Genomic DNA, 25116 nt, shown 5'->3' on the forward strand with positions numbered 1-25116 from the left:
GGCCGATTTGACCGGGATGGCCCAAGCGGCCAGTTAGCCCAACTTTTCCGTGATTCCCGGCCGCTGCGCCGCGCTGTCGGCCGCCGGAAAGCGCAGGGTGACACTAAAGCGTTGCTGGGTGCCGCGGCCAAAGCGCATCTCGCCGCGGTGGGCGCGCATGACTTCGGCGACGATGGACAGACCCAGGCTGGCGCCATGGCGTTGGCCGTCGCGCGCCGAAAACGGCTTGCGCACGCGCTCCCAGTGGGCCTCGGCAAGGCCAGGGCCGTCGTCCTCCACGCTCAGCTCCCAGCCGGCGCCAGCGCGGCGGATGCCGATGTGCAGCAAGCTCCTGGCGCCGTACTTCAAGGCGTTGTCCAGCAGGTTCCTGACCGCCTCGCGCACGGTCACGGGGTCGCCGTCGATGAGGCAGGGCGCCTGTGGTGCATCGAGCGCAATGTCCAGATTGCGCTGCGCCTGATGCGACAGCATCTCGGTCATTTCCTGACGGGCCAGGTCGACCAGGTCGATCCGCTCCATGGCCACCGAGTCGGCCCGGTGCTGCACCATCGCATGATTGATTAGCTGATTCACCAGCTCACCCAGGCGCTGCGTCAGCTCGCCCAGGCGCTGGAGGTGCCGGGCGCGGCCTTCGTCGTCGGCCTGCATGGCCAGCAATTCCATTTGCGACAGCAGCGCCGCCACCGGCGTGCGCAACTGGTGCGCGGCGTCGCCGATGACGCCGCGCATCAGCGCGCGGTGCTCGGCCAGGCGGCGCATGAATTCGTTGATGGAGTCCACCAGCGCGTGAATTTCGGCCGGCACTTGCTGCGTCAGCGGCGACAGGTCGTGCGGATCGCGGCGCTGCATGGTGTCGCCGATCTGCTTCAACGGCGCCAGTGCCTGGTACAGGGTGAAAAGCGCCGCCAGCACCGTCAGCAAGCCCGTCACAACGATCACCAGCGACGCGTTGCTACCGAGGTTGCCGGCAAACGAGGCGCGGGCGTTGTTGGTCTGCGCCAGCATCACCACGGCCCACGGGTTGGGGCCGGCCACCGGCATGCGCCGGCCGACGATGGCGATGCTGACCGGCAGCTCCAGGTAGCTGCCCTGGACGACCAGCGGCCCCTCGGCCAGTTTGTCCCACGGGATGTCGGGCTTGAAATCGGCATCGCCGGCGACCAGGCGGCCCGCCGGATCGACGACGGCGTAAAACACCTGGTCATTGGCGGTCAGCATGGAGAACGCCGAGATCGGCACATCCACGTTGACGCTGCCGTTCTGGTACCAGGTGTTTTCGGCAATCTGCAAGGCGCTGCCGGTCAGGATGCGGTCATAGGCGTCGTTGGCGGCCAGCCTTGTGGCCAGCACGATGGCAATCAGCAACACCACCCCGCTGAGGGTCAGCACCAGCGCCAGCCGGAGGGCCAGCCGGGTATAGAGCGACCCGCCAAGGAGCGTCATCCCGGCACCACTTGATACCCCAGCCCGCGCAGCGTGCGGATCTCGAAGTGGGCGGCGGAGAGCTTTTTGCGCAGGCGGGCAATGTACTGCTCTACCGTGTTGGCGTTGGGCTTGTCGTCCAGCGTGAACAGCTTGTCCATCAGCTCGTCCTTGCCGAAGATGCGCCCCGGTCGCGAGATGATGATCTCCAGCAGCGTCACCTCGCGGCGCGTCAGCTCCACCGGCACGCCGTCGATGCGCACCGTGCGGCTCTTGCGGTCGAGCGTCAGGTTGGCGCAGCCCAGCAGGTTGGTTGAGTCGCCGCCGGCATGGCGCATCAGCACGCGAATGCGGGCCTCCAGTTCGCGGTAGTCGAACGGCTTGGTCAGGTAGTCGTCGGCGCCCAGATCCAGCGCCTTGACGCGCTCCTCGATTTCGGCGCAGGCCGTCAACATCAGGACCTGGGTGCGCAACTGCGCGCCGCGCAGCCGCTGCAACAGGGCGTAGCCGTCGAGGCCCGGCAGCATGATGTCCAGGATGATCAGGTCGTAGTGGTCGGCGGTCACCAGGGCGGCGGCCTTGGCACCATCGGGCTCCCAGTCGACCATGTGCCCCAGGCGCAGCAGGTGGGCGTTGATGGCTTGCGCGACGTCTACCGAGTCTTCGACCAACAGGACGCGCATGTCGCAGGCCTTCGCAAGTTCAGGTTCATTACAGCTTCAAAGTCTAGCATTGCAAGGCACAACAAAAAGCCGCCAAGGCTTCAGGAGACCTGCATGAACCGTGACGACACCGTCGCCCGCCCGGGCGCTACCGCTGCCCCCCCGAAGGCGGCCCCGCTGCTGGAAATCGACAACGTGACGCTGCAATACAAGACCAGCGAGCACCTGGTGACGGCGACCCGGCAGGTCAGCTTCAAGGTCTACCCGGCGGACCGCTACATCCTGCTGGGCCCGTCGGGCTGCGGCAAGTCGACCCTGCTCAAGGCCATTGGCGGCTATATGGCGCCGGCGCAGGGGTCCATCCGCCTGAAGGGCCGGGAGATCACGCAACCGGGGCCGGATCGCATGATGGTGTTCCAGGAGTTCGACCAGTTGCTGCCCTGGAAGACGGTGCGCCAGAACGTGGAGTTCGCGCTGCACGCCAGCGGCCGGCTGCGCGGCGCGCAGGCCACCGAGCGCGCCGCCTACTACATCGACAAAGTGGGGCTGACGCAGTTCATCGACAGCTATCCGCACACGCTCTCAGGCGGCATGAAGCAGCGTGTCTCGATTGCGCGCGGCATGGCCATGGAGCCCGACGTGCTGCTGATGGACGAGCCGTTCGCCGCGCTGGACGCCTTGACGCGCCGCAAGATGCAGGAGGAACTGCTGCGCCTGTGGGACGACACGCGCTTCACGGTGCTGTTCGTCACCCATTCGATCGAGGAGGCAATCCGCATCGGCAACCGCATCCTGTTGCTGTCACCGCATCCGGGCCAGGTCAAGGCCGAGCTCAACAGCGTTGCCACCGGCCAGCTCGGCACGGCCGCCCAGGCGCAACTGGAAACCCGCATCAACGACCTGCTGTTTGCGCACTGAGGACAGAACATGGCAACACCCACCACCGCTGCTCCCGCCGAGCTCCACGTCCGCCCCGAATTCGTGTGCGACACGCACAGCGCCGACCAGGCCGAGATCCGCCGGCCCCTGTCCACTTTCGAGACCTTGTACGGTCTGGGCTGGCTGCGCAAGACCGTGATCCTGATCGCGCTGGCCGCGATCTGGGAGGTCTATGGCCGCTGGCTTGACAACGCCTTGCTGTTCCCGAGTTTTTCCGCCACGGTGCGTGCCTTCGCGGCCGGCATCTACAGCGGCGTGCTGCTGGAGCGCGCCGCCGTCTCGTTGCAGACGCTGCTGCTGGGCTACGGCCTGGGCATTGCGTTGGCGGCCTTGCTCACCACCGTGGCCATCACCTCGCGCATCGGCACCGACCTGCTGGAGACGCTGACCTCCATGTTCAATCCGCTGCCGGCCATCGCCTTGCTGCCGCTGGCCCTGATCTGGTTTGGCCTGGGCACCGGCAGCATCATCTTCGTGCTGGTGCATTCGGTGCTGTGGGCCGTGGCGCTCAACACCCACGGCGGTTTTCGCTCCGTCTCCGCCACGCTGCTCATGGTCGGCCAGAACTATGGTCTCAAGGGTTTCGCTCTGGTCGGCGCCATCCTGATCCCGGCCGCTTTCCCCAGCATCCTGACCGGTCTGAAGGTCGGCTGGGCTTTTGCCTGGCGCACCCTGATCGCGGCCGAGCTGGTATTCGGCGTTTCTTCCGGCAGCGGCGGGCTGGGCTGGTACATCTTCGAAAACCGCAACCAACTGGAGACCGCCAACGTTTTTGCCGGCCTGTTTTTCGTCATCATGATCGGGCTGGTGGTCGAGAACTTTGTCTTTGCCACGATTGAAAAACGCACCATTCACCGCTGGGGCATGCAGCATTGAGACGTGCCGCAGGCCCACCATTTTTTTGCAACCTAAAAAAGGAGACTGGAATGAAACGACGCCTATTCACCACAGCGATCGCCGCCGGCGCGCTGGCTTTGTCCGCTTTGGCCGGCAGCGCAAGAGCGGAGGTATCGACCCTGCGCATCTCGCACGGCTACGGCATTCTTTACCTGCCCATCATGGTCATGCGCGACCAGCAGCTGATCGAAAAACAGGCGAAAAAAATGGGCCTGGGCGAGGTCAAGCTGAACTGGCTCACGCTGGACGGCGGTAACGTCATCAACGATGCCATGCTGTCCGGCAACCTCGACATCGCCGGCACCGGCGCACCGGGTTTTGTGACCCTGTGGTCCAAGGCGCAGGGCATTCCGCGCTCCGAGGTGATAGGGCTGGGCGCGCTCAGCACCTCATCGCTGTGGCTCAACACCATCAACCCCAACGTCAAGTCGCTGAAGGACTTCACGGCCAAGGACAAGATCGCCATCCCCGGCATCAAGACCTCGCTGTCGGCGGTGGTCCTGCAGATGGCGGCGGCCAAGGCCTTCGGCATCGAGAACTACGCCAAGCTCGATCCGCTGACGGTCAGCCTGAGCCACCCCGACGCCGTCGGCGCCCTGCTGTCCGGCAAAACCGAGATCACGGCGCACTTCACGTCGCCGCCTTTTTCCTACCAGGAGGCCAAGGACCCCAAGGTCACGCGCGTCCTGAACTCGTCGGACCTGCTGGGCAACGTCACGCTGGACGTGGTGTTCGCACCCAAACATTTCACCGAGAGCAACCCCAAGCTGACCGAGGCCTTCATGCTGGCGCAGGAAGAGGCCAACGCCTACATTGCGGCCAACCGCAAGGGCGCGGCCGAGACCTTTTTGCGCATCTCCAAGATCAAGATGACCACGCCGGAAGTGGAGCAGATACTGGCCGACCCCGACACCCAGTTCAGCACCACGCCGGTGGGCCTGATGGATTACGTCACCTTCATGGACAAGGCCAAGACCATCAAGACGCGGCCCGCCAAATGGTCCGACATGTTCGTGCCGGCGTTCCAGAGCCGCAAGGGCAGCTGACCCAGGGCTTGGTTAGTCAGAGTTGAACAACACGAATCCCTTTCTTGCCGTTCTTTGAGTCGCGCCAGACTTCAACGCGAAGCTGCTGCGGTGGAGGTGCAATAGAGTTTGGCCGAGGCACCCGTGGCTTACGTTGCCTTTCTCCACTCGCGAACTCGATTTCTTCTGCTGTGGGGACTGGTAGCAGAGGCAGTTGTTCATGGGCCAGGGGCATGCGCTCAAAGGCGTTCTGCATTTCGCACATGAAATCTGGGGAAGTCGCCGCATCATCGCCTAAGAGTGCTTTAGCGTCGACCATCGCTTGATCGGCTGTGATTTCTCTCCGCTGAACTTTGTTGAACAGTTGCTGCAAATGAGCCAATGAACCGCCGTGCTTTCGCACTTTGGTTTCGCAGCCGGACGACTTGAAAGGACTGCTCGCGTTCTCTGCCAAAAAGTCGCCAACCGAGCTTAGCTGGCTACGTATGGTTTGAAGCCCATGGAAGAATTCGCCGTAGTGTCCAATTCCGACAATTAGCGCCCCAAGAACTACCGCGATTCTTCCTCCACCTTTGACTGAGCCCTCTTCCACCTCGAGGGCAAGGGAATAGTCAGGAAGATCTAGGGTTCGGCTGACGAATTCTTCCCACACATCGAATAGATGCGTCGAATACTTTTCGAAGTCTTCTCGCGGAAGACTTGGCACGGGAATAAAGAAATCTGTCGAACCAAGATCAATCATTGACTAGTGTCTCGGAGTGTTTTGAATGTACTACGTGGAATTAACCGGCTCCGCGCTTTTGCGGAGTCCAGGTTGAATGTCGGGCCACGATGCATTGAGGAACCCATTGTTCTATGCTCTTGTGACCACGCGGAAGTAAAAGCTCGATACTTTTTTTTCCACGCTGAATTTGACTGATTATGGGATGCTCAGGGTTATTCCGGCTCTCTGTGTCTGGGCCGTAGAAATACCCACAACCACCATCGCGTGTAGCGCGAAATCTGTTGTTGATGTTTTCAATGACCTGCGCTGAGTCGGGAAAAACAAAAGTTCCGTAATGGACGTTCGCGCTCCAAAGAACGCCAAGCCCATTTACGTCGTTATCAAATATGGCACGAACATTCGAGATGCAGCGTTGAATCCAGTACGGCCAGAGGACACACTCAATGCCAAAGTGGCTTTCAGCTTCCGCCTTGCGAATTGACGGATGCTCGGGGCTTGAGTTGTAGCGCGATGGCGCGAAATGACTCGGGCCGTGAAATTCAACGAGTTTTGAAACACCATCAACTGAAACTTTCAGATCGACGCGCCTCCTGCCCCAAGGCACCTGATGCTCTACGGTGGCGTTTGGATACGTAAGCTCGATCAATTTCACGAGGATCATTTCATCAAGGCTTACGCTGGCATTTCCGATTTTTGCAGGTGGGGAATTTGGTATGGCACTTGCGTACCAGAGTTTTTGAAGTTCACGTTCGTCAATGGCCTCGATGCCGTTCCAGTTCTTGAACGGGACTGATTGAATGTCACTCTCGGTTACGTCGAGAATTTCAACAACATCGCTTTTGCTTAACATTGACCCCACGCATGAGTCGCTACTGTGGAGTTCAAACAAGCCTTGGGGGCGACCGAGGATTCCCATATGTGTTTGGCCTAACGTGGAGCTAAGGGGCTGCGCGCTTTTGCGCAGTCCCGCTTGAGCGTAGGGTTGGGCATCGCTTGCATATCCGACTATGGAGCAAAACCGTTAATTGACCAGAAGACAAGCATTAGCGCGCCCTCAAGCATGCGCCAATTTCCGATGATAAGGCCAACCGCAACAAAGGGTAACGTGTTTCGTTTTCGAGGGGCGTTGATCAGCACCCAAACACCAAAACAAACAGTGACCAATGCCAAAGCAATCATTCCTTCGAGGCGCCACGCGAGCATCCATCCGTACTCCGCGAGCAACCACGCAGCCGCAATGGACACTGAGAAACATAGCCAAGCAATGTAGCGAGTACTCATATTAAACTTGAACGAGATGCCCAACGTAATGTATAGAGCAAAACTTGCTCCATAAACTGGGCGTCGCTCGATAAACTGGACATTGAATCCTCCTGAAGACGGCTCGCAGCCTTTGTTTCCGCGATTCTCTTGGGATCTTGTACAGGTATAGAAATTCCGACAAACCCCGCAGATCGTTTCGGCCGATTCTACGTTTCAATCAAGCTGACCCGAAGAAATTGGGAACTCATCTCGAATGACGGCAACCGCTGCACTGCGGCATTGCAAAGGGGCAAGTTGCTGTCGTTCACCGTACTCAAAATCTTGCGTTAGCTGGGCTAAAAAACCATCACATGGTCAACGATGTACTTGCCGCTCTGTTGAACCAAAACCATCTCTGCAACGAATTCGCCGACCTGCTTAGTAAAGCTTTGCTTCCATACAATGGCTATTGAGTCGGGGCGACGAAACAGCTTCACAAACTCTCTGTCGGCAAAGAAACCCTTGGTGGACTGGTACTCCCGACAAATGCTCTCAAATCGCTCTTTTGGCAATTGCGCTTTGAGTCTGTTTGAAAAGTCTCGTATGTGTCGTTCGTAATCGACGTGAGTAGAAGCGTCCATTAAGTTGTCCATCAGCGGATTGGCTATCGACAAAATTTCTGCTTCTGATTCTTGAGTTAGGTTCATGTGGAAGCTCTGTTGCCAATAGTGGTTATGCCTGTCATTTTGAACCACTTTCTGAATGTCGGCTCCCGCTGCACTGCGGTTGCGTAATTTTCTCCATGGCCGACATTGAAGTTGATGCTTGGCTTTCAGAGATGGAGCAATTTTCATTGCTTCAAACAGGCAAGCATCGAGCGGTTTTGAGACGTTCTTTGGTCCCCACCCGATCACCTCTACCGGTCTCAGCGACCCTTGAACTGGGCCGGCTGCTTGGCGAAGAAGGCGTCGATGCCGGTTTTGAAATCTTCGGTCTCGGCACACTGGGCGAAGGCCGTCGCCTCGGCCGCCAGTTGCGCCGGCAGATCACGCCCGAAGGATTCGCGCATCAAGCGGCGCAAACGTCCCAGCGCCACGGTCGGTCCGTTGGCCAGTCGCTGCGCGAAGGCTGTTACTTCGACTTCGAGTTCCGTCGCCGGCACGACCCGGTTCACCAGGCCCCATTGCAACGCTTGCGCACTGCTCAGGGTTTCTCCCAGCATGGCAATCTCCAGCGCCCGGCGCAGCCCGACCAGCCGGGGCAGCGCCCATGAGGCGCCGACGTCGCAACTGCTGCCAATGTTGACGTAGGCCAGATTAAAGCGGGTGCCCTCGGCGGCGAAAACGAAATCGGCTTGCAGCATCAAACTCAGGCCGGCGCCGGCGGCCACACCATGCACTTGCGCGATCAGCGGCGCATCCATCGCGGCCAACACGGTTAGCGCCTCATGCAGGGGGCCAATCAGATCGCTGGCAGCCTGGCGCGGATTGGCGCGCAAGGTGGCCAGGTCGCCACCGGCCATGAAGCCCTTGCCGGCCCCGCACAGAACAACGGCGCGCACCGAGCTGTCGCCGGCAAGTTGGCGGGCGGCGCGCAAAAAGGCTTGCGCCATGGGAACATCCACCGCATTGAGGGCGCTGGGGCGGTTGAAGCGCAAGGTGGCGACGGCGCCGTCGCGCGCCAGCTGAAGGGGGGCTTGCGGGGTCTCGGTAGTTTGGCTCATGACGGTCCTATCGATAGAGCGCTTCAATTTCTTCGGCGTAAGTTTTGTAGATGCTGGAGCGCCGCACCTTCATGGTGGCGGTGACTTCGCCGTCATCGTGGTCCAGTTCCTTGGTCAGCAGGTGAAACTTGCGAATCTGCGACACCGACGCAAGCCGGGCGTTGCCCTTGGCGATATCGGCGTCCACCAGCTCACGCACCTGCGGATGCTCGGCCAGCGATCTGAAATGGGTGAACGGGATGCGGCGCGCCTCGGCCCATTTGCCGACCACTTCATAGTCGATCTGGACCAGCGCGCCGACAAACTTGCGACCCTCGGCGACAACAATGCATTCCTTGATGAAAGGGCTGCCCTTCATGGTGTTCTCGATTTCCGAGGGCGTCAGGTTTTTGCCGCCGGCGGTGATCATGATGTCTTTCAGGCGGTCGACGATGCGCAACTGGCCGCCCTCCTCGCGCACCACGTCACCGGTGTGCAGCCAGCCATTCCGGATGCTGCCGGCAGTGGCCTCGGGATTCTTGTAGTAGCCGACAAACACCATGTCGCCGCGCAACAGCAGCTCGCCGTCGGCGCCGATGCGGTACTCCACGCCCAGCGTGGGCAGACCCACGGTGCCCACGATGACCTGGTCGCGCCGGTGGCCGGTCACCATGCCGGTCGACTCGGTCAGGCCATAGACCTCCACCAGCGGCACGCCCAGCACCCGGAAGAAGCGCACCACGTCGGGCGGTATCGGCGCCGCGCCGGTGAGCGCCACCTGCACCTTGCGCAAGCCGATGAAGTTTTGCAGGGCGCGAAACACGCTCCAGTAGCTGACGCAGTACGCCAGCTTGTCCAACACGGTCCAGGCGGCGCGGGGCTTTTCCGCCAGGCCCTGGCAGGCGGCCCAGGCGGTCTGGAACAGTGCACGACGCAAGCCACCGGTTTCCTGCAATTTGATGCTGATGGCGGCGTGCATCTTTTCCCAGATGCGCGGCACGCCGAGGAACATGCTGGGCGCCACTTCACGCAAGTCTTCCTGCACGGTGCGTATCGATTCGCCGAAGTTCACCTGCGATCCGATGTAAATCGGCACGAAGGTGCTCAGCATCTGCTCCGCCACATGGCACAGCGGCAGGTAGGACAGATGGCTGGTGGCGCTGGAGAGCCCGAGCCGCTCGACGATGCCGGGCACGACGCCGCGAATATTGCGGTAGGAAATCACCGCGCCCTTGGGCTTGCCGGTGGAGCCCGAGGTGTAGATCATGAGCGCGACATCGTCCAGCGTTTGACGCGTCAGGATATCGTCTATGAGCGCCATGTCGGCGTTGGCGGCACCCAGCTTTTCGACCTCGTCGAAGGTGGCAATGAGCTGGCGTGCCTCGGGCGCAAAACTGCGCAAGCCCTTGGTCTCCATCGTCACGATCTTGCGCAGACGCGGCAACTGGTCCAGCGCCGCCAGCACCTTGTCGGTTTGCTCCTGGTCCTCGCAGACCATGATTTCAATGTCGGCGTGGCTCACCACATAAGCCACCTCAAGGCTCGGGCTGGTCGGATAGACCCCCACCGTGACGGCGCCTACCAGTCCGGCGCCCATTTGCGCCAGCACCCATTCCAGACGGTTTTCCGAGATCACACCGACATGGCCGCCGGCCGGCAGGCCCAGCGCGCGCAGACCCAAGCCGAAACAGCAGGCGCGCCGGTAGTAGCCCTCCCAACGCACCGGCTTCCAGATGCCAAAGTCTTTTTGCCGGATCGCGATGTGCCCGGGTTGCGTGCGGGCGCGCTCGCGCAACATCTGCGGCAGCGTCAGTTCGGGCAGGGCGTGGGGTGCAGCCGTGTTCATGACAGCCATCTCTTGCGCCGCTTGTAATGCTTGATCTGGCGAAAGCTGCGGGCCTCGCCGGCACCGCCGACGCCCAGGTAGAACTCGCGCACATCGGGGTCGCTGGCCAGACGCTCAGCCTTGCCGTCGATCACGATCTTGCCGTTTTCCATGATGTAGCCGCTGTGCGCCACGGCCAGCGCCAGGGTGGCGTTCTGCTCCACCAGCAGCATCGAGACGCCGCGCTCGGCGTTGATGCGGGCGATGATACTGAAGATTTCTTCCACTAGCTTGGGCGACAGACCCAGCGAGGGCTCGTCGAGCAGGATCAACTGCGGCTGGGCGATCAGCGCGCGGCCGATCGCCAGCATCTGCTGCTCGCCGCCCGACAGGTAGCCGGCCAACCCTTTGCAGCGCTCGTGCAGGCGCGGGAAGTAGCTGTAGACCAGGTCGAAGTCGGGCTTGACGGCGCCGCGCCCGCTCAGGGCGTAGCTGGCGGCGACCAGATTCTCTTCCACCGTCAGGTCCTCAAAAACCCGGCGCCCTTCCATCACATGGCTCAGACCCTGGCGCACCAGTTGCTGGGGCGCCAGCCGTGCCGTGCTTTGCCCGTTGAAGCGGATGCTGCCGCTTTCCAGCTCCCCGTCCTCCAGCACCAGCAGGCCCGAGATGGCTTTGAGCGTGCTTGATTTACCGGCCCCGTTGCTGCCCAGCAAGGCCACAATTTCGCCGCGCGGCACCACCAGCGAGAGACCGCGCAAGGCTTGCACCACCTTGTTGTAAACCACCTCGATGTTGTTGACTTCGAGGATCAGGTCGGGGCCGGGCAGGGTCATGGTCGGTCGTGCCGTGAGGGTTGTGACTAGAGCGCGATCCAGTCGGAGGCCGCCACCATCTTCTGCGCCTTCATGTCGGCCTTGTAGACGCGACCGACCGGAATCGAGTTGCCCTTGATGGTGACGGGTACGCCGATCAGGCCGCCGGTGTCGAAGTCCTTGATGCTGTTGAGCGCGGCCTTGAGGTTCTTGGCGTTGAGCTCCTTGCCGGCGTCGAGCGTGCGCTTGGCGGCTTCGGCGAAGAACATGCCGGCCAGAAAGCCCTGGATGTAGGCGGTGCTCTGGTAGGCCGGGCGCATCTGGCGGATCTTGTCCAGCATCGGCGCCTTGGCCGAAGTGTCGTAGTAATAGCGGTAGGGCATGACACCCATGAAACCGTCGCCGGCCTCGCCCATCTTCATGACGGTGGAGCTGTCCATGGTCCAGAAGGTTCCCATCCATTTGGTGGTCATGCCCTGCTGTTTGCCCTGGGTGATGAATTCAGGAATCGGGGCCAGGATGTAGCCGTGGAAGATGGTGTAGTCGGGTGCCGCACGGCGCAGTTTGATCACTTCCCCGGACACGTCGACGCTGCCGGCCGGCGTCATGATTTTGACCGGTACGGTGAGGCCCAGCTTCTTCGCCAGGGCCTCGCTGCTGTCGATCGGGTCGCGGCCGAATTCGGAGTCGGAATAGACGAAAGCCACCTTGGCACCCGGCTTCTCCTTGGCGATGTGACGCAACAGGATGCCGAACATCTCGGTGTAGTCGGGGCCGACCAGGAATTGGTCGGGGTATTTCTGCGCGTTGTTCAACTCGGTGGCAAACGAGGCGCCGGTCATCAGGATATTGCCGACGCGCTGCAGCTCGGGGTTGATGGTCTTGGAGAACGCCGTCGAGTCGCCGTAATAGAGATTGACCTTGTTCTGGCTGGTGATTTTCTTGAAGGCGGCGACCGAGACGTCGACCTTGTAGCCGGTGTCTTCCGGCACGTAGCGCAGCTTGCGGCCCTTGATGCCGCCGGCCTCGTTGACAATTTTCACGTAGTCGGCCAAACCGTCGTTGATGCCGACACCGGCAAAGGCGAAGACCCCGGTCATGGGAATCGAGCCGCCGATGACGATGTCTTCGCCGGCCTGGGCCCGCACCAGCGGCGTGACGAGGCTGGCGCCGGCCGCCAGTAGCAGGGCGCGACGACCTTGGGAAAGAGGTGATGACTTCATGCTGATCTCCTTTGTGTTGACTCAGTTGCGGAATGGCCATAGGTGGAAAAAGCGGCGAATGCGCCGCCACACTTCTGCGAGCCCATGCGGCTCGAAAACCAGAAACCCGATGATCAGCAGCCCGAACAGCACGGTGCGCACGGGCGACAGGAAGACCGTCAACTCGGTGCCGCGCGGCAGCAGGGCGACGCCCAGTTTGAGCAGTTCCGGCACCATGGTCATGAAGACCGCGCCCAGAATGCCGCCCAGCATGGAACCCATGCCGCCGACGATGATGGCGGCGAGGAAGAAGATCGACATCGAGAGCGGAAAACTCTCCGGCGTAACGACGCGGAAGAAGTAGGCCCAGAGGCCGCCGGCCAAGCCGGCATAGAACGAGGAAAGTCCGAACGACAGCAGCTTGTAGCGCAGCAGCGGGATGCCCAGCACCTCGGCCGAGATGTCGCGGTCGCGGATGGCAATAAAGGCGCGGCCGACCCGCGTGCGAAACAGATTGGCGGCGCCCAGCAGCATCAGCACGGTCACCGGGACGATCACCCAGTAGAGGCGAAACGAGGTGTCCAGCAGCACGCCCCACAGTTTGGCCGGTGGCACCGTGAGGCCGCCGGTGCCGCCGGTGAAAGCGCTGTTGGCAAACAGAAAATGCGCGATGAAAGAGGCCGCAATGGTGGCGATGGCCAGGTACAGGCCCTTGACGCGCAGCGACGGTATGCCCACGATCAGTCCGCCCAGCATGGCGACGAAGCCGCCGGCCAGCAGGTTGAGCAGGAACGGCGAGCCGACGCGCAGTTCCAGCAAGGCCACCGTGTAGGCACCCAGGCCCATGAAGGCGGCCTGGCCCAGGCTCACCAGACCGGTGTAGCCGGTCAGGATGTTGAGCCCGGTGGCGCTGGCGACGTTGATGCTGACCAGGCAGGCCAGGTACAACCAATAGTCGCTGGCCATGAACGGAAACAGCAGCAACACACCAACGCCCAGCGCCAGCCAGACCTGCTGGGTGCGCGAGTCGAACAGCGCGGCGTCGGCGATGTAAGTTTCCTTGAGGGTGCCGATGCGCATCAGAGTCTTTCGATCTCGTGCGTGCCGAACAGGCCGTAGGGCCGGACCATGAGCACCAGCACCAGCACGATGAAGGTCACCAGTAGCTTGTATTCGCCGCCCAGATAGACGCCCGCCAGCGCTTCGAGCAGGCCGATGAAGAGGCCGCCCACCAGAGCGCCCAGCACGCTGTCGAGCCCGCCGACGATGACCACCACCAGCACCGATAAGCCGAACACGCCCATCGACGAAGAGATGCCACCAATAGCGCCCACGATGATGCCGGAGACGGCGGCAATCATGGCTGACGCGACCCAGGCCAGCGAAAACACGCGCGGCACGTTGATGCCCATCGAGTAGGCAGCGGTCGGGTCCGATGCGGTGGCGCGCAGGGCCACGCCGCCGCGCCAGAAGCGGAACACCAGCAGCACCAGCGCGATCAACACGGCAGCCACCACGGCGCCGTAAAACACCTTGGGCGCCAGGAAGGCGTCGCCAACCATGATCGGCGTATTGGGCACGAAGTCGGGCAGCCGGCGCTGGTCGGCGGTCCAGATCATCTCCACCAAGCCGACCAAAACGGAGCCCAGGCCAACCATGACCATGAAGACCGAGATCGGCGGCTCGCCCAGCAGCGGGCGGATCATGCTGCGCTCGATCACGGCACCCAGCACGCCGGCGCCGAGCACCGCCGCCGGGACGGCCAGCCACAAGGGCAGGGCGAAGGTGACGGCGAAAGTGAAAAACAGGTAGGCGCCGACCATCAGCATCTCGCCGATCGCGATGTTCACCACCTTGGTCGCCTTGTAGACCATGACGAAAGCCAGCGCCGCCAGCGCGTAGAGGCCACCACTGGCGATGCCGGTCAGGCTGATCTCGAACAGGTAGGCCCAATCCATCAGACCGCCTCCCGGGTCGCGAGGCCGGCATGCAAGCGCCGGCGCAGGTCGCCGACATCGCCGGAACCGAGATAGGCGCGTATCACTTCGGGGTCGCCCTGCACCGCGGCCGGCGTGCCCTGCGCAATCACCTGGCCGAAGTTGAGCACCACCACGTGGTCGGACAAATCCATCACCATGCCCATGTCGTGCTCCACCATCAGCACGGTGACGCCCCATTCCTCGCGCACATCGAGGATGAAGCGCGCCATGTCCTCGGTTTCTTCGCGGTTCATGCCCGCCACCGGTTCGTCCAGCATCAGGATCTCGGGTTGCATGGCCAGGGCACGCGCCATTTCCACGCGCTTTTGCAGACCGTAAGGCAGCGCCGAGACCGGTGCGTGGCGGATGTGATCAATCTCCAGAAAATCGATGATGCGTTCCTCGATGTCGGCGCGCAGCGCAGCCTCTTCGCGCCGCGCGCGCCCCAGGTAGAACAAGGCGTCCAGCACGTTGGTCTTGAGATGCGCGTGGCGCCCCAGCTTGATGTTGTCGAGCACCGTCATGCCGCGAAACAGCGCAATGTTCTGAAAGCTGCGCCCCAGCCCCAATTTGGCGCGTTTGGGCGCCGGCAGGTGGGTGATGTCCTGGCCCTTGAAGCGCACCTGGCCACGGGTCGGCCGGTAGAAGCCGGAGACGGTGTTGAAGAGCGAAGTCTTGCCGGCGCCATTGGGCCCGATGATGGCCGTGATGGAGCCGGCTGCCACGCTAAAACCCACATCGCTGAGCGCCCGCACGCCACCGAAGGTCAGGGTGATGCCGTCGATCTGCAACAGGGGCGGCGTGTTGCCGGCGCCGCCTTGAGGGGTTTTCTCCATCGACTTATCTATGCGGGTTTGTGCGTAGTGAAAGAAATTTACTGTTGCGTAGAATTACTACTCTGAAGTAGATTATGGAATTCAAGGACCACGCTAGCATTGGGACTTTCCCTAGCAGCCTGTCCGGGCGCTCCACCATGCCGCAAAAGAAATCCGCCTCCAAAGCCGCTCAAACTTCGCCGCCGACATCGCCCTGGGTGCCGGCTTCGGCGCGTGAGCAGCAGCGCGAGACCAAGCGCAATGCGGTGCTGTCAACGGCGGCGCAACTCTTCAACGAGCGGGGTTTCCACGCCACCTCGCTGGACGACATCGCGGCGCGCCTGAACGTCAGCAAGCCGACGCTCTACTACTACGTCAAGAACAAGGACCAGATCCTGATCGAGTGCGTGCGCAAGGGCTTGCAGATGATGCACCAGGGCATCGAGGAAACGCGCCGCGCCGGCGGCAAGGCAATTGACCAGTTGATGGCCTGCATGCGCGTCTACACCCGCATCGTGACGCTGGATTTCGGCATGTGCGTGATCCGCGTCAGCGACGACGAGTTCGAGCCCGACAGCCGCAAGGAATTGCGGCGCCTGAAATCCGGCATCGACATGGAATTTCGCCGCTTGGTCACTGCCGGCATCGCGGAAGGATCGCTGCAACCCTGCGATCCCAAAATGGCCGCCTTCGTGATTGCCGGCGCCCTGAGCTGGATCGGTCGCTGGTACGAAGCCGATGGCGAGTACAGCGCCGAGGAGATTGCAACCCAGTTCAATGCGATGTTGCTCAATGGCGTTCTACGACGCAAGCCTGAGACCTCGGCGGCGCCAGCGGTGGCTTGCGGCGGCGTGCGGAGCAAGTCCCGAGCCAAGAAGTAGGGCGCTGCGCCGGCGCCTGCCTTGTGTTCTACTGCCGGGCAGCAACGACAAGTAAATTCTCCCGGGCACGCGGGACGCACCATGTTCAAGAATATTTTTCGCAAACCGGCACCGCCCCTGGTCGATTCCCTGGTGCCGAGTGATTTTTCGACGCTTGAGATAGCGGCCGAAATGTTGACCGCGCCGTCGGCCCTGATGCAGCTCAGCCGGGCCGAGGCACGCGTGGTGGCGCGCTACATGCAACCCCGCTTCATTGCCGAGGGCACGGTGTTCATCCGCGAGGGCGATGCGCAGGACACCGGCTTCATGCTGTTGGTGCTGGATGGCGAAGTGACGGTGGAAAACATCGTGGTGAGTCGGGTCGCGCCGATCACCGTGACGGTCCTGGGTGCCGGCAGCATGCACGGTGATCTGGGTCTGATTGATGGCTTGCCGCGCTCGGCCTCCTGCACCGCCAGCTCGGATCTGCACTGCGTTGTCTTGACCCGTGACAGCCTGCTGCAATTGCTCAAGGACGATCCCGCCATGGGTGCCAAGCTGATGATGGCCATCGCCATGCGGATTGCGCAGCGGCTGCGCGACAATACCGAAAAGTTGAAAAAGTACGTGCAACTGACCAAAACCATGCAGCAGGAAATTGAGCACCTGATGCCAGGCTAGCACCGCGCTACAAGCAGATGGCTTTCTTCCGGTTCAAAAAAAATCGCCGCGCCGCCCGGCGCTCCGGTCACTTGACGCGCCTGGCGGCGCGGCTGCTGGTGCTGTGCAGCGCTGGCGCCGCCTTTGCCTTGTGGCTGCTAGACCCGGTTCCCATGCAAAGCCTGCGGCTGGCGCAGTTTGACCAGTTCCAGCGCTGGCAGCCGCGACCTTACACGCCGGCGCCGGTGCGCGTGGTGGACATCGACGAGGCCAGCCTGAAAGCCTATGGCCAATGGCCCTGGCCGCGCACCCGCATCGCCCAGTTGGTGCAGCGGCTGCATGCGGCGGGTGCTACGGCGATTGCTTTTGACGTGCTGTTGGCCGAGCCGGATCGCACCTCGCCGAAGGCCATGGCCGAGCTCTGGCAAGACCCTCAGGCGAGTGCCTTCCTGAAGGGTTTGCCAGATCACGACGAGCTATTGGCTGGCACCCTACAGGGGGCGGGGGTTGTGTTGGGAACCTACTTCTCGGACAGTGGGGCTGCGCTGCCAGCCGCAGCGCCGACCGGCAGTTTGCCCAAGCCGCCCTATAGGCTGATCAACCTCGGCACGGCCAACCCGGCGGTCTGGTTGCACAAATTCGATACCGCTGTCTGGCCCTTGCCGGTGTTGTCCGCCAGCGCCAGCGGTTTGGGCGCGATCAACTTCATTCCGGACGGCGACAGCGTGGTGCGCCGGGTGCCGCTGCTGCTGCGTCTGGGCGAGCAGGTGGTGCCCAGCCTGAGCGCCGAAGCCTTGCGCGTGGCGAACGGCGAAACCAATCAACTCGTGAACAGCACCGACGCGGGGGTGCAGGACGTGCAGATCGGCGACATCGCGAAAGTGGTGGTGCCGACCAACGCAGCGGGCGAAATCTGGTTGCACTACAGCGAACAGCGGGCCAATCACTTTATCTCCGCGGCGCGGGTCCTGGACGGCACGGTGGGCGCCGAGCAGTTCAAAGGCAACATTGTGCTGGTGGGCACTTCGGTGCCTGGCTTGTTCGACCTGCGCTACGACCCCTGGGGCGAGTTGATGCCTGGCGTGCGTGCCCATGCCATGGCGCTGGAACAGATACTGACCCAGCAGTATCTGGACCGCCCGGCCTGGTCCAACATGGTCGAGGCACTGCTGCTGGCGGCGGGAGCGCTGATCGTCGGCCTGTACGCCTTGAGAGCGACAGCGCGGCGCTCGGCACTGCTGGCGGCAGCGCTTCTGGTGCTTCTGCTTGGCGGCGTCTGGTACGCCTACAGGTTCGAGCACCTGCTGCTCGACGGCGTCAATCCAGCGCTGGCGCTGCTGCTCAGCTTCGGCTTGACCAGCGCGGTGCACCACTTTGTCACCGAGCGCGAGCGGCGCTGGGTGCGGCAAGCGTTTTCGCGCTATGTGTCGCCGAACCGGGTGGCGCATCTGATGGCGCACCCGGACCAACTGCGGCTCAGTGGCCGGCGCCAGGTCTGCAGTTTTGTCTTCACCGATCTGGTGGGCTTTACCAGCTTGATGGAGCGCTGCGACCCGGCCCAGGTGGTGAGCCTGCTCAACGAGTACCTGGAAGGTATGTTGGTGATCGTTTTCAAGCGTGAAGGCACGCTGGAGCGCATCATGGGCGACGCCGTTGCGGTGCTGTTCTCGGCACCGGTGGCGCAGAGCGACCACCGCCAGCGCGCACTCGACTGCGCGCTCGACATGGACGTCTTTGCCTCCGCTTACGCGCAGCGCTTGCAGGCGCAGGGCGTGCCCTGGGGTCACACCCGCATCGGCGTTCACAGCGGTGAAGTGATCGTCGGCAATTTTGGCGGCAAGACCTTGTTCGACTACCGCGCGCTGGGCGACCCGATCAACACTGCGGCGCGGCTGGAGAGCGTCAACAAGCACCTGGGGACCCGGATGTGCGTGTCGCAGGCGATTGTGGAGGGCTGCTCCGGCGTGCCCATGCGCCTGGTCGGGCGCCTGGTGCTCAAGGGCAAGAGCCAGCCGCTACAGGCTTACGAGCCGCTGGCGGCCAGCGACCCCGCGCGCTGTGCCGCGCCGGCCGACTACGCCGCCGCCCTGCAGTTGTTGCAGTCGGGCGCCGCTGCGCCCGCCCTGGCGGCTTTCGAGCGCCTGGCCGCCAGCCATCCGCACGATCCCCTGGTGGCGCTGCACCTGCAGCGCCTGCGCCAGGGGGCCACCGATGATTTGATCGTGATGAGCGAGAAATAGCGCGCGTTCAGCGTATCTGGACTTCCACAAAACGGTTTACCGGTGAAGCAGGATTTGCCTTGTCAAGCGGGTTGTGGTCACCATCCGAAGTGGTGATGATGGGCGGTAGGTCTCCCAATCTGTTTTGACGCAGGAGGTTCGTGAGCTGACTCCTTACTTCCTCTGCGCGGCGTTTTGCCAGTGCTTCATTGGTGTCGCCTGGCAGTGGTGGTGATGTGTCCGCGTGACCGATGATGGAGATGTCCAGCGGCCTTCCTTCGCGTACGAGCCGCATAATATTCTGTGCGATGTCTCGCAAATCATTCTGTGATTGGGGGGTCAACTGAGTCCCCGACAGGAAGCCCAGTTTCGGTTGATTGAGGTCTGGTAATGGCGGCTGTGCCGCCAGGGCGGCGCCGAAATCGCGTTGCAGCTGTGCCTCGGTCACGAAGTACGACTCCTTGCTACCGTCCAAAGTGGCCGCTTCGAAGGCTTGGCTGAGAACCTGCTCGCCTTGCAAATTCTTTACCACGACACTGCCCAGCTTGCCGTCCGGATCGCGCAACAGCACCACGTAGGAGCCCGTGCTGCTGCTGGCACAGCCAGTCAGCAAAGTGATCCATAGCAGGACGGCGGCGAGAAAAGATGTTTTGACGGAGCAAATCATTTCAGATCCTCCACCTTGGCGACGAACTGGGTGCCGCGCACGCCGATGATGCCGGTCGGCGTCCTGACCGTCACCGCCTCGGGCTTGAGCCTGGCGATCACGCCCGAGATGTAGTTCAGCGTGCCCCGCAGCAGCCGTGTGCTGAGTTTGAGCTGGTCCTGCGCCGGGGCGTAAAGGTACTCGTCCACCGTCAGCTCGGTGTCGGGTCCGAACGACATCACCGTGTTGTCCTTGAAGGTCATGCCCAGCGATGCCGCCGCGCCGGTCTGGAGCCGGCTGCCCAGCAGCACGGCGGTGCCCGGTTGCGCCCTGACGCGTTGCCCGGCGCTGCTGACCCAGGCCTCGCCCGTGACGGTCTTGACGTAGCCTATCGGCTCCGTCTGGGCCATGGAGAACAAGGGAAGCGTCAGCAGAAGCAAGCCCGGCAGCGCTCGCCAGGGAGGTGGTTGGTGGTTCATTGCAATGTCTCGAAACTCCTATTTTCGTTGAATTAGAGCCCATGAAACACCGGGCTGTGCATGAGAAAAGTCAGTTCGAGGCTAGGCGCCTGAAAATCTGGCATATTGATGAACCTCATCTAAAACACACATCACCAGCTGTCACCCCAAGGAACCCCCATGGCCGATCTCTCCGCTTTTCCGATCACCCGCAAGTGGCCCGCCCAGCATCCGGACCGGCTGCAGTTCTATTCGCTGCCGACGCCCAATGGCGTCAAGGTGTCCATCATGCTGGAAGAGACCGGCCTGCCGTACGAGGCGCATCTGGTCAGCTTCGAGAGCAACGACCAGATGTCGCCGGAATTTCTCTCGCTCAACCCCAACAACAAGATTCCGGCCATCCTGGACCCCCACGGTCCGGGCGGCCGGCCGCTGGCGCTGTTCGAGTCCGGCGCGATTCTGCTGTACCTGGCCGAGAAGACCGGCCAGTTCCTGCTGGGGGCCGCGGCGCAGCGCTACGAGACCGTCCAGTGGCTGATGTTCCAGATGGGCGGCATCGGCCCGATGTTTGGGCAACTGGGTTTCTTCCACAAGTTTGCCGGCAAGGAGTTTGAAGACAAGCGTCCGCGCGACCGCTACGTGGCGGAGTCCAGGCGTCTGCTGGGGGTGCTGAACCAGCGCCTGTCAAGCCGCGCCTGGATCATGGGCGATGCCTACACCATTGCCGACATGGCCACGTTTCCCTGGGTGCGCAACCTGATCGGCTTCTACGAGGCCGGCGATCTGGTGGGCATCCAGGATTTCCCGCACGTCAAGCGCGCGCTGGCGGCGTTTGTGGCGCGGCCGGCGGTGGTGAAAGGTCTGGGGATACCGCAGTGGTCCTGATTTGAGCGCGCTTCACAAGCGCTGTTTGCGCGCATGCCACCAGCTGTCCGCGCTGTACAGCAGCAAGGCCGTCCAGATCAGATAAAAGCCGATGGCGCGCGCCGGCTCGAACGCTTCGCCATACAGCCAGACGCCCAGCAGCATCTGCAGGCTGGGCGAGATGTATTGCAGGATGCCCAGCGTGGCCATCGGTATGCGCCGGGCGCCAGCGGCAAACAGCAGCAGCGGGATGGCGGTTATCGGCCCGGCCAGCAGCAGCCAGCCCAGGGTCGCCGGGTCGCCTTGCACCAGGGCGCCCTGACCGTGCCACGCCCACCACGCCAGCAGCCCTACGGCAAAAGGAAACAGCAGCAAGGTCTCCAGCGCCAAGCCTTCCAGCGCGCCCATCGTGGCCAGTTTGCGCAGCAGCCCGTAAATGCCGAACGTGGCCGCCAGAACCAAGGCCACCCAGGGCAGCCGCCCGGCCTGCAGCGTCAGCCACAGCACACCGGCGGCGGCCACCGCCACCGCCAGCCATTGCCCGCGGCGCGGACGCTCATTCAAAAAGACAAAGCCCAGCGCCACATTGACCAGCGGCAAGATGAAGTAACCCAGACTGGCATCGAGCACGTGGGCGTTTTGCACCGCCCACACGTAGACCGACCAATTGGCCGACAAAAGCAGGGCCGACACGCCAAATGCCAGCAGCACCCGCGGCTGGCGCGCCACCTGGCGCAGCCAGACCCAACGCTTCAGCACGGCCAGCACGCACAGCAGGAAAACCAGCGACCACACCATGCGGTGCAGCACCACCTCGAACGCATTGACGCTGGCAAGCTGCTTGAAAAAGACCGGGAGAAAGCCCCAGGCGGTGTAAGCCAGGGCGGCGTAAAAAACACCAGGATTCATGGGTGGGGGGTCGTGCGACGGTTTCGGAGCGGTGGATTACAGCGTAGAGTCTAAGGCCATGGCTGTGTCGGATTTGTTCAAGACCGAGGCGGCGGTTTTCCTTTATCTTTGCGCCGTGATCGATTACCAGTATTGGAGCCCCTATGAAACTTGGATACACCATTCTTTATGTGGAAGATGTCAAAACCACGCTGGACTTTTACCAGAAAGCCTTTGGCCTTGCGACCCGTTTTCTGCACGAGAGCGGCAGCTATGGCGAGCTTGAAACCGGCGCCACCGCGCTGGCTTTTTCCTCGCGACAACTGATGACCCAGTTGAAAAAGAATCCGGCAACGGCCGACCCCCGCTCGCCCTGCTTCGAGATTGCCCTGGTCACGCAAGACGTGCCAGCGGCCGTGGCTCGGGCGACAGCGGCCGGCGCGCAGTTGATCCAGCAGCCGGAGCAGATGCCTTGGGGGCAAACCGTGGCCTACGTGGCCGACCTGGATGGGTTTCTGGTTGAAATCTGCACTGCGGTTGGGGGCTAAGGACTTGTCCGTAAATAACAGGGGGTCGCCTGTTATTTACGGACAAGTTCTAACCGTAGCCCGTTTCGGCGACTACCCGGAGCAGCTCGGTGGAGGCCTGAAAACGACTGGGAGAAAGATCGAACCAGCGCCTGAACTCGCGGCTCATGTGGGCCTGGTCGGCGTAGCCATGGTCGGCCGCAATGGCCGCCAACGAGGCAGTGCCTGACAGCGCCAGCGCCGCACGGCGAATGCGGGCCAGGCCTTTCCAGTATCCCGGCGAACGCCCCGTGGCGGCCAGGACCAGGCGCTGGAGGCTGCGTTCGGATACGCCCAGGTGGCGGGCGGCCCATGCCACGCTGGGCGTGTCGGACAAACTCTGCAGCGCTTCGGTGACGGACCCGTCAAGCCGCACGAACTCGTCCACCAACGGCAGTGCGTCGTGTGCTTCGCGCAGCCGGCAATCGCGCAGCGCCTTCAACAGTGCCGTCTCATCGACCGTTGCGCCGGGGTGAAACCGGTAGCCCCAAAAACTTTCACCGGCAGTGCTTGCCACGCCATAGGCCGTATCGGCCAGCGCTGTCACCAGCCATTGCGGCGCCTGTCCGGGCGTCGCTCGCAAGATCAAATCGCGGCAACCATCCGGCAGCACAAGGGTGTGCGCCGCCGTTGCCGGGGTGTGGCACCACGCCTGGAGAACGCCGAAGGGTAGAAGCATGGGATACTGCAGCGGGCTTGATGTGATGGCTGCTTGCGCGCGCAGGATGCTGGTCAGAGGATGATTTAGTCCGATACCGGGCCCGCCCACTCGGCCAATTTTTGCTGCAACTCTTCCTTGCTCGGTAAGTAGAGTTGGTATTCCTTGGCGTGAATATTCGCATCTTTGGGCAGAGTGATTTCAACCAGTGCCGCGTGCTTTTTCTTGCACAGCACGATACCAATGGTGGGACTCTCGGCGGCGGTTTTGACGTGGCGGTCAAAGTAGTTGACGTACATCTGCATCTGACCCAGATCTTGGTGGGTGAGTTTGCCGATCTTGAGGTCGATCAGTACATAGCAGCGCAGCAGGCGGTTGTAGAACACCAAGTCCACAAAGAAGTGGTCGTCGTCGAAGGTGAAACGCTTTTGACGGGCTTCAAACAGGAAACCCTTGCCCAGCTCCAGCAAAAAATGCTCGATCCGGTTGATGATGGCGGTTTCAAGGTCCGATTCAGAAAACCGGGCTTGTTCTGACAGGCCCAAAAACTCCAGAACCAGCGGCTCCTTGAGCAGGTCTTGGGGTTGGCCGACGATTTGCCCCTGTTTGGCGAGTCGGCGAATGCCGTCCTGGTCTCGGCTGAGTGCCAGGCGCTCGTACAGACCGCTTTGGAACTGGCGCTTGAGTTCCCGCAGGGTCCAGTTTTCGCTGGCAGCCTCAATCTCGTAGAAGCTGCGTTCCTCAACCTTCTTGATGCCCAAAAGGAAAACGTAGTGGGACCAGCTCAGGCTGAAGGCGCGGTCAGATTGTCCAGACAGTGTCTGGACAATCTGAAATGGGACGGTGCCAGCTTGATGAGATGGGGATGGCAATCGTCCAGATACTGTCTGGACGATTGGCCCGCGCTCCCGGTAAGCAAGATAAACATAGCGACATATATAACGCCGCATAATTGACTTACACTGTGGATTCCTGATTGTTTGCAAGGAGCCCCTATGCGTAAGCTTGAAATTGCAGATCCCGACATCATGAGAATCGCCATTCAACAAGAGATTTCCCGCTCCGATGAGTCCCGGTATGACCATCGATTGCACGGCTTGTTGCTTCTGACCGGCGGTCAGAGCTGCCAACAAGTTGCCGATCTCTTTGGCGAAGACCGCCGTACCGTGCAGCGCTGGGTCAAGCGCTTTGAGGAGCACGGACTCGATGGTATGCGCGACGGTGAACGTCCAGGAAGACCGGCCGGTTTGGATGCCAAGCAGTGGGCATCGTTGGAACGCGACCTGCGGCGCAGCGCCTGCGATTTCGGTCATGTTGGACACCTGTGGGACGGCAAGTTACTGTCCGCCCACCTTGAGCAGCGCTATAAGGTGGTTCTGGGTGTGCGCCAATGTCAACGCATTTTCAGACAATTGGGATTTCGCCTTCGCAAGCCGCGACCACAAGTGGCGCAGTCTGACCCGGTGCTGGTGGCAGCCTTTAAAAAAACTGCACCATCTGGCAAAGCGAAAGGACCTTGAGTTGTGGAGCTTGGACGAATGCCATTTCCAACAACACGGCACACGTTGCCGAATGTGGATTGCGCCGGAGATCAAAGATCCGGTGCTGACGCATGCTCCCACACGAAAGTCGATTGCTTGCTTTGGCGCCGTGAGCTTGGAGACAGGAAAATTCGCATACGACTTGTGCGATACGTTCGATGCCAAAACATTCGAAGCGTTTTTGATGTTGTTGCTGCGTCGACGCACCCGAGACAAACGTATGGTGATCGTCTTGGACAACGCCCGGTACCACCATGCCAAGCTACTCGCGCCGTTGCTGCACAAATACCGCAGCGTGCTGACGCTCCTATTCCTGCCGCCATACAGTCCGCAGTTGGCGCCGATAGAACGAGTCTGGAAACTCACCCGGCGATTGGCCACCCACAACCGGCACTTCGAGACACTTGGAGATGTGCTCGTCGCCGTGCAGAAATGCTTCAATCGGTGGACGAAACCCAACTTAATGCTGAAGAGACTATGCGGCATTATTTAAGACGCTATGTTTAA

The 25116-nt window shown here is 61.8% G+C and carries 28 protein-coding genes; 10 read left to right on the forward strand and 18 right to left on the reverse strand.

All coding sequences use genetic code 11. The annotated features are described in order from the left end of the window. Nucleotides 1-33 precede the first annotated feature (33 nt). Both PHS32_RS05930 and PHS32_RS05935 read right to left on the reverse strand, forming a co-directional pair. Nucleotides 34-1443, reverse strand: coding sequence for a sensor histidine kinase (locus PHS32_RS05930; protein ID WP_301077971.1), 1410 nt, complete (start codon nt 1441-1443; stop codon nt 34-36). Beyond that, the gene (locus PHS32_RS05935) at nt 1440-2105 is read right to left on the reverse strand and encodes a response regulator transcription factor (RefSeq protein ID WP_301077972.1); all 666 of its coding nucleotides are present in this window, start codon (nt 2103-2105) and stop codon (nt 1440-1442) included. The genes PHS32_RS05930 and PHS32_RS05935 overlap by 4 nt, the downstream gene beginning before the upstream one ends. Before the next feature lie 93 nt (nt 2106-2198). Between PHS32_RS05935 and PHS32_RS05940 the strand changes: the two genes are divergently transcribed. From PHS32_RS05940 to PHS32_RS05950, 3 genes are read left to right on the forward strand one after another with little or no spacing between them, the layout of a single operon-like run. Beyond that, nucleotides 2199-3002 carry an ABC transporter ATP-binding protein gene (locus PHS32_RS05940; protein ID WP_301077973.1) on the forward strand — a complete coding sequence of 268 codons (804 nt, stop codon included), beginning with the start codon at nt 2199-2201 and terminating at the stop codon, nt 3000-3002. Nucleotides 3003-3011: 9 nt separating this feature from the next. After that, a complete protein-coding gene (locus PHS32_RS05945; protein ID WP_301077974.1) occupies nt 3012-3899 on the forward strand; it encodes an ABC transporter permease in 888 nt (295 codons plus the stop codon). 50 nt (nt 3900-3949) lie between these two features. Further along, a complete protein-coding gene (locus PHS32_RS05950; protein WP_301077975.1) occupies nt 3950-4966 on the forward strand; it encodes an ABC transporter substrate-binding protein in 1017 nt (338 codons plus the stop codon). A 16-nt stretch (nt 4967-4982) separates the two neighbouring features. On the opposite strand, the gene PHS32_RS05955 is transcribed toward PHS32_RS05950, so the two are convergent. The 11 genes from PHS32_RS05955 to PHS32_RS06005 form a co-directional block, all read right to left on the reverse strand. Then, on the reverse strand, nt 4983-5687 hold the full coding sequence (locus PHS32_RS05955; protein ID WP_301077976.1) for a hypothetical protein: 705 nt from the start codon (nt 5685-5687) through the stop codon (nt 4983-4985). 40 nt (nt 5688-5727) lie between these two features. After that, complete coding sequence (locus PHS32_RS05960) at nt 5728-6519, reverse strand: hypothetical protein (RefSeq protein WP_301077978.1); 792 nt, start codon at nt 6517-6519, stop codon at nt 5728-5730. Nucleotides 6520-6674: 155 nt separating this feature from the next. Continuing rightward, a complete protein-coding gene (locus PHS32_RS05965) occupies nt 6675-6950 on the reverse strand; it encodes a hypothetical protein (RefSeq protein ID WP_301077979.1) in 276 nt (91 codons plus the stop codon). Between the two features lie 317 nt (nt 6951-7267). After that, complete coding sequence (locus tag PHS32_RS05970) at nt 7268-7765, reverse strand: hypothetical protein (RefSeq protein WP_301077981.1); 498 nt, start codon at nt 7763-7765, stop codon at nt 7268-7270. Nucleotides 7766-7836: 71 nt separating this feature from the next. Beyond that, nucleotides 7837-8634 (reverse strand): enoyl-CoA hydratase-related protein, encoded by a 798-nt coding sequence (locus tag PHS32_RS05975; RefSeq protein WP_301077983.1) that lies wholly within the window; start codon nt 8632-8634, stop codon nt 7837-7839. A 7-nt stretch (nt 8635-8641) separates the two neighbouring features. After that, entirely contained in the window at nt 8642-10459 is a 1818-nt protein-coding gene (locus tag PHS32_RS05980; RefSeq protein WP_301077984.1) for an AMP-binding protein, read from the reverse strand. Next, the gene (locus PHS32_RS05985; RefSeq protein ID WP_301077985.1) at nt 10456-11274 is read right to left on the reverse strand and encodes an ABC transporter ATP-binding protein; all 819 of its coding nucleotides are present in this window, start codon (nt 11272-11274) and stop codon (nt 10456-10458) included. The genes PHS32_RS05980 and PHS32_RS05985 overlap by 4 nt, the downstream gene beginning before the upstream one ends. Nucleotides 11275-11300: 26 nt before the next feature. Beyond that, the gene (locus PHS32_RS05990; RefSeq protein ID WP_301077986.1) at nt 11301-12476 is read right to left on the reverse strand and encodes an ABC transporter substrate-binding protein; all 1176 of its coding nucleotides are present in this window, start codon (nt 12474-12476) and stop codon (nt 11301-11303) included. 21 nt (nt 12477-12497) lie between these two features. Continuing rightward, nucleotides 12498-13535, reverse strand: a complete 1038-nt coding sequence (locus PHS32_RS05995) for a branched-chain amino acid ABC transporter permease (protein WP_301077987.1) — start codon at nt 13533-13535, stop codon at nt 12498-12500. Next, nucleotides 13535-14413: a branched-chain amino acid ABC transporter permease gene (locus tag PHS32_RS06000; protein ID WP_301077988.1), complete on the reverse strand. Its 879-nt coding sequence runs from the start codon at nt 14411-14413 to the stop codon at nt 13535-13537. The genes PHS32_RS05995 and PHS32_RS06000 overlap by 1 nt, the downstream gene beginning before the upstream one ends. Next, on the reverse strand, nt 14413-15270 hold the full coding sequence (locus PHS32_RS06005; protein WP_301077989.1) for an ABC transporter ATP-binding protein: 858 nt from the start codon (nt 15268-15270) through the stop codon (nt 14413-14415). The genes PHS32_RS06000 and PHS32_RS06005 overlap by 1 nt, the downstream gene beginning before the upstream one ends. Before the next feature lie 137 nt (nt 15271-15407). Here PHS32_RS06005 and PHS32_RS06010 point away from each other — a divergent pair, with 137 nt between their 5' ends. The 3 genes from PHS32_RS06010 to PHS32_RS06020 all read left to right on the forward strand — a co-directional run bounded on the left by PHS32_RS06010 (nt 15408) and on the right by PHS32_RS06020 (nt 19009). After that, complete coding sequence (locus PHS32_RS06010) at nt 15408-16130, forward strand: TetR/AcrR family transcriptional regulator (protein WP_301078004.1); 723 nt, start codon at nt 15408-15410, stop codon at nt 16128-16130. 81 nt (nt 16131-16211) lie between these two features. After that, nucleotides 16212-16790, forward strand: a complete 579-nt coding sequence (locus tag PHS32_RS06015) for a cyclic nucleotide-binding domain-containing protein (RefSeq protein WP_301077990.1) — start codon at nt 16212-16214, stop codon at nt 16788-16790. A 17-nt stretch (nt 16791-16807) separates the two neighbouring features. Continuing rightward, nucleotides 16808-19009 carry an adenylate/guanylate cyclase domain-containing protein gene (locus PHS32_RS06020; protein ID WP_301077992.1) on the forward strand — a complete coding sequence of 734 codons (2202 nt, stop codon included), beginning with the start codon at nt 16808-16810 and terminating at the stop codon, nt 19007-19009. Between the two features lie 7 nt (nt 19010-19016). Here PHS32_RS06020 and PHS32_RS06025 read toward each other — a convergent pair whose 3' ends face one another. Then, nucleotides 19017-19655, reverse strand: a complete 639-nt coding sequence (locus tag PHS32_RS06025) for an OmpA family protein (RefSeq protein WP_301077993.1) — start codon at nt 19653-19655, stop codon at nt 19017-19019. Next, nucleotides 19652-20113 (reverse strand): FecR domain-containing protein, encoded by a 462-nt coding sequence (locus tag PHS32_RS06030; RefSeq protein ID WP_301077994.1) that lies wholly within the window; start codon nt 20111-20113, stop codon nt 19652-19654. Before PHS32_RS06030 ends, PHS32_RS06025 begins: the two co-directional genes overlap by 4 nt. A 159-nt stretch (nt 20114-20272) precedes the next feature. Here PHS32_RS06030 and PHS32_RS06035 point away from each other — a divergent pair, with 159 nt between their 5' ends. Further along, nucleotides 20273-20977, forward strand: a complete 705-nt coding sequence (locus PHS32_RS06035; RefSeq protein WP_301077995.1) for a glutathione S-transferase N-terminal domain-containing protein — start codon at nt 20273-20275, stop codon at nt 20975-20977. A 12-nt stretch (nt 20978-20989) separates the two neighbouring features. Here PHS32_RS06035 and rarD read toward each other — a convergent pair whose 3' ends face one another. After that, the gene (gene rarD, locus PHS32_RS06040) at nt 20990-21865 is read right to left on the reverse strand and encodes an EamA family transporter RarD (protein ID WP_301077996.1); all 876 of its coding nucleotides are present in this window, start codon (nt 21863-21865) and stop codon (nt 20990-20992) included. A gap of 143 nt (nt 21866-22008) precedes the next feature. Here rarD and PHS32_RS06045 point away from each other — a divergent pair, with 143 nt between their 5' ends. Continuing rightward, nucleotides 22009-22392: a VOC family protein gene (locus tag PHS32_RS06045; protein ID WP_301077997.1), complete on the forward strand. Its 384-nt coding sequence runs from the start codon at nt 22009-22011 to the stop codon at nt 22390-22392. Between the two features lie 49 nt (nt 22393-22441). On the opposite strand, the gene PHS32_RS06050 is transcribed toward PHS32_RS06045, so the two are convergent. Together PHS32_RS06050 and PHS32_RS06055 are read right to left on the reverse strand one after the other, a co-directional pair. Next, nucleotides 22442-23089: a helix-turn-helix transcriptional regulator gene (locus PHS32_RS06050; protein WP_301077998.1), complete on the reverse strand. Its 648-nt coding sequence runs from the start codon at nt 23087-23089 to the stop codon at nt 22442-22444. Between the two features lie 65 nt (nt 23090-23154). Further along, nucleotides 23155-24153 (reverse strand): PDDEXK nuclease domain-containing protein, encoded by a 999-nt coding sequence (locus PHS32_RS06055; protein WP_366143464.1) that lies wholly within the window; start codon nt 24151-24153, stop codon nt 23155-23157. Here PHS32_RS06055 and PHS32_RS06060 point away from each other — a divergent pair. After that, nucleotides 24064-24588 (forward strand): IS630 family transposase, encoded by a 525-nt coding sequence (locus PHS32_RS06060; protein ID WP_301077999.1) that lies wholly within the window; start codon nt 24064-24066, stop codon nt 24586-24588. The genes PHS32_RS06055 and PHS32_RS06060 overlap by 90 nt on opposite strands. 10 nt (nt 24589-24598) lie before the next feature. Then, nucleotides 24599-25102 (forward strand): IS630 family transposase, encoded by a 504-nt coding sequence (locus PHS32_RS06065; RefSeq protein ID WP_301078000.1) that lies wholly within the window; start codon nt 24599-24601, stop codon nt 25100-25102. The last annotated feature ends 14 nt before the right edge of the window (nt 25103-25116 follow it).

The sequence above is a fragment of the Rhodoferax sp. genome (assembly GCF_028714215.1).
GTDB lineage: Bacteria > Pseudomonadota > Gammaproteobacteria > Burkholderiales > Burkholderiaceae_C > Rhodoferax.